Source organism: Mesorhizobium sp. M7A.F.Ca.MR.362.00.0.0 (genome assembly GCF_004023175.1).
Taxonomy (GTDB): domain Bacteria; phylum Pseudomonadota; class Alphaproteobacteria; order Rhizobiales; family Rhizobiaceae; genus Mesorhizobium.
On the sequence record NZ_RZTF01000193.1, the window covers coordinates 8,114 to 11,808 of the forward strand.

5 protein-coding genes are annotated in these 3,695 nt (G+C 65.3%); 3 read left to right on the forward strand and 2 right to left on the reverse strand.

Annotation, left to right across the window (positions count from 1 at the left end):
• From EOC06_RS43100 to truA, 3 genes are all read left to right on the forward strand, one after another.
• Positions 1–580 (forward strand): methionyl-tRNA formyltransferase (locus tag EOC06_RS43100; RefSeq protein ID WP_281062098.1); only part of this gene is annotated, 580 nt, incomplete at its 5' end.
• A complete protein-coding gene (locus EOC06_RS21810; RefSeq protein WP_127271002.1) occupies positions 577–1,083 on the forward strand; it encodes a GNAT family N-acetyltransferase in 507 nt (168 codons plus the stop codon). The genes EOC06_RS43100 and EOC06_RS21810, both read left to right, overlap by 4 nt.
• 23 nt (positions 1,084–1,106) lie before the next feature.
• Positions 1,107–1,877: a tRNA pseudouridine(38-40) synthase TruA gene (truA, locus tag EOC06_RS21815; RefSeq protein ID WP_128308760.1), complete on the forward strand. Its 771-nt coding sequence runs from the start codon at positions 1,107–1,109 to the stop codon at positions 1,875–1,877.
• On the opposite strand, the gene EOC06_RS21820 is transcribed toward truA, so the two are convergent.
• Both EOC06_RS21820 and dapE read right to left on the reverse strand, forming a co-directional pair.
• Positions 1,844–2,479 (reverse strand): transporter, encoded by a 636-nt coding sequence (locus EOC06_RS21820; RefSeq protein ID WP_128308761.1) that lies wholly within the window; start codon positions 2,477–2,479, stop codon positions 1,844–1,846. The two genes, truA and EOC06_RS21820, sit on opposite strands and share 34 nt — an antisense overlap.
• 5 nt (positions 2,480–2,484) lie before the next feature.
• Positions 2,485–3,678 carry a succinyl-diaminopimelate desuccinylase gene (gene dapE, locus EOC06_RS21825; protein ID WP_127273255.1) on the reverse strand — a complete coding sequence of 398 codons (1,194 nt, stop codon included), beginning with the start codon at positions 3,676–3,678 and terminating at the stop codon, positions 2,485–2,487.
• Positions 3,679–3,695 lie beyond the last annotated feature (17 nt).

The window sequence follows — 3,695 nt, forward strand, 5'->3', positions numbered from 1 at the left end:
CACCATCATGGCCGGCGACCTGGAAAGCGGCATGATGGTGATGCGCATGGAAGAGGGGCTGGACACCGGCCCGGTCGGGCTGGTTGAAAAATGCGCCATCGAACCCGATATGACAGCCGGCGATCTGCATGATCGGTTGATGAGTGTCGGTGCTGCCTTGATGGTGGAAGCGCTGGCGCGACTGGAAAGGAATGCCCTGACATTCACCGCACAAGCTGTGGATGGGGTGACCTACGCCAAGAAAATCGATAAATCCGAGACTCGCGTGGACTGGACTCGCTCAGCAAGTGAGGTCCACAATCATATTCGCGGCCTGTCGCCCTTTCCCGGCGCGTGGTCGGAGATAGGAATTGGCGGCCGTCAGGAGCGGCTGAAACTGCTTCGCTCGACGCTGTCGCAAGGCCTGTCGCTTTGGGAAGAGTTGGGCGAGTCGGGAGGAATTCTCGATGACCGGCTGACGGTCGCCTGCGGGGCAGGCGCGATCAGGCTGGTCGAAGTTCAACGCGCGGGCGGAAAGCCCGCTGCCGCGTCGGAGTTCCTGCGCGGGGCCAAGATCGAAAAAGGACTGAAATTCTCATGAGCATGATGTCGATACGCGCGGCAACGCCGCGGGATCGCGAGGCCATCCGCCTCGTCGAGGAACACGCTTTCGGCCAGCAGGCGGAGGCCGGTCTGGTCGACGCGCTGGTGACCGGCGGCGACGCTGTTGCCGAACTGGTGGCGGAAGAGGACGGCCAGGTGGTCGGCCACATCCTATTTTCGCGGCTGTTCGTCCAGAATGGCGGCAAGACTTTCGCGGCCGTGGCGCTGGCACCGCTGGCGGTGGAGCCCTCGTTCCATGGCAGCGGCATCGGCGGCGCGCTGATCCGCGAGGCGCATATCCGCCTCAGGGATGCCGGCGAAACGCTGGCTGTGGTGCTCGGCGACCCCATCTATTACGGGCGTTTCGGATATAGCCACACGCGTGCCGAGAACTTCGAGAGCGAATACCAGGGCGAAGCGCTGCAGGCGCTGGCCTGGGGCGACGCGCCTGAGGCCGGCACACTGGTCTACGCCTCCGCCTTCACCGCTCTCGCCGCGTAGGCGAGAGCGTATAGCCGCCCGGCATGCCGCGTTTTCGCCTCGACATCGAATATGATGGCAGTCTGTTTGCCGGCTGGCAGCACCAGGCGGATCAGCCTTCGGTGCAACAGGCGATCGAGCGGGCGATCGAAAAATTCTGCGGCGAAGCGATCCGGCTGCGCGCCGCCGGCCGCACCGATGCCGGCGTCCATGCGACCGCGCAGGTGGCGCATGCCGACCTCGCCAAGGCGTGGCCGGGCGACAAGGTGCGCGATGCCGTCAACGCCCATCTGCAGGCGGGCGGGGCGCGCATCGCCATCCTGAAAGCGACAGTCGTCTCCGACAGCTTCGACGCCCGCTTCTCGGCCATCGGCCGCCACTATCTCTACCGCATCCTGAACCGCCGTGCCCCGGCCGCGCTCGACAAGGGCAAGGTATGGTGGGTGCCGAAGCGGCTCGACGCCGGCGCCATGCACGAAGCGGCGAAAGTCCTGCTCGGACGGCATGATTTCACCACCTTCCGCTCGACCCAGTGCCAGGCCAGCAGCCCGATCAGGACGCTGGAACGGCTCGATGTGAGCCGACAGGGCGACATGATCGAGGTCAGGGCTTCGGCGCGCTCATTCCTGCACAATCAGGTACGTTCGATGGTCGGCTCGCTCAAGCGCGTCGGCGACGGCGGCTGGACCGCGGCCGACCTGAAAACGGCGCTCGAAGCGCACGACCGCGCCGCCTGCGGACAGGTGGCGCCACCCGACGGGCTGTTTCTCACCGGTGTCGATTATCCAGTCGAGACGAGCCCGGACAGGCTCTGAACTCCGGCATCGTCCGGCACGGTGATGCCGAGCAGCGTCTGCAGGCCGAACAGCACCAGCAGCGAGGCGATGAACATGCCGACGAAAACGGCGGTGCCGACCGATGCGCCCCTGCCGATCGTGGCGTTGGTCATGCGCCAGGTCAGCACCATCGACAGGGCAAACAGGAACAGCGACACAAGGCTCGCAGCCTGGCTTGCGGACGACAGGAAAAGCCGGATTAGCGCCGAGGGCAGCATCAGCCAGGCGGTGATGGCCGAAGCCCAGTTGCTGGCGACGACGTAGTGGACGAAGCGGCCGCCGATGCCGGCGCGCGGCGCGATGAAAGCGAGCGCAACCAGCGGCAGCACCCAGGAGCCGATGTCGACCGTCGCCAGGCGGACCAGCATGCTGAAGCGGCCCGCGAAGGCGTCGGGATCGCCGATTTCGTTGGCGATGCCGACCCAGCCGACGATCAGCGCCGGTGCAGCAACGACAATGGCGAAGAAGGAATTCCAGAAGCCGTCGGCCGACAGGTCGAGCAGGCGCAGGCCGTCGGCCTTACCGAGCATCAATCGCCAGGCGCCCGTCAGCGAAGCTTGGGTTTCGTCCGCCGAAAGCATGCTGTTCAGCCCTGTCCGAACCAGTCTTCTATGAAGCGCTGGTAGATTTGCGTCAGCGTTTCCAAATCGGCAATGGCGACGCGCTCGTCGACCATATGCATTGTCTTGCCGACCAGCCCGAACTCGACCACCGGACAATAGTCCTTGATGAAACGCGCGTCGGACGTTCCACCGGAGGTCGACAGCGTCGGCTCCTTGCCGACCGCCGACTTGATCGAGCCGCGCAGCGTTTCGATAAGCCTGTCGTCGCGGGTCAGGAAGACATGGCTCGGCCGGTCGCGCCAGACGAGCTCGTAGTCGACCGGCGTCTTCTTGCCCTGCCGGTACTTCCTGCGCCTGGCCGCCTGGTCGAGCCGGTTGTGGATCTCGGCCTGCAGGGTCTCGTCCGTCCAGGTGTCGTTGAAGCGGATGTTGAAGGTCGCGGTCGCTTTGGCCGCAATGACATTGGTGGCGGGGTTGCCGACATCGATGGAGGTGATCTCCAGATTGGTCGGCTGGAAATCCCTGGTCCCCTTGTCGAAAACCGGATGCAGCAAGGCGTCGACCAGGCTCATCAGCCCGCGCACCGGATTGTCGGCAAGCAGGGGATAGGCGACATGGCCCTGGCGGCCATTGACGGTGACCGCGCCGGACATCGAGCCGCGGCGGCCGATCTTGATCATGTCGCCGAGAGCGTCCGGATTGGTCGGCTCGCCGACGACAGAGGCATCCCATTTCTCGCCCCGCGAAGCCGCCCATTCGAGCAGCTTCACCGTGCCGTTGATGGCCGGGCCTTCCTCGTCGCCGGTGATCAGCAGCGAGACCGACCCTTTCGGACCGCCATTGGCCTCGACATGGCGCGCCACGGCGGCGATGAAACAGGCAATGCCGCCCTTCATGTCGACGGCGCCGCGGCCATACATCTCGCCATTGGCGATCTCGGCGGCGAAAGGCGGATGCGTCCAGGCGGCTTCGTCGCCGACAGGCACCACGTCGGTGTGTCCGGCGAACATCAGATGCGGGCCATTGCCGGAGCGCCTTGCATAGAGGTTTTCGATATCGGGCGTGCCGTCTTCGGAAAACACCGGCCGATCGACCAGGAAGCCGAGCGGTTTGAGCATCGTCTCCAGCGCGGTCAGCGCGCCGCCCTCAGCGGGCGTCACCGAAGCGCAACGGATAAGGGCGGCGAGGTTTTCGGCGGGATCGGTCGGCAGCGTCATGGCAAAAGCGATAGTCG

What these genes read in the sequence shown, in the direction of transcription:
- EOC06_RS21810 (WP_127271002.1), top strand. Translation starts at nt 577, where the DNA reads ATGAGCATGATGTCGATACGCGCGGCAACGCCGCGGGATCGCGAGGCC.
- truA (WP_128308760.1), top strand. Translation starts at nt 1,107, where the DNA reads ATGCCGCGTTTTCGCCTCGACATCGAATATGATGGCAGTCTGTTTGCC.
- EOC06_RS21820 (WP_128308761.1), bottom strand. Translation starts at nt 2,479, where the DNA reads ATGCTTTCGGCGGACGAAACCCAAGCTTCGCTGACGGGCGCCTGGCGA.
- dapE (WP_127273255.1), bottom strand. Translation starts at nt 3,678, where the DNA reads ATGACGCTGCCGACCGATCCCGCCGAAAACCTCGCCGCCCTTATCCGT.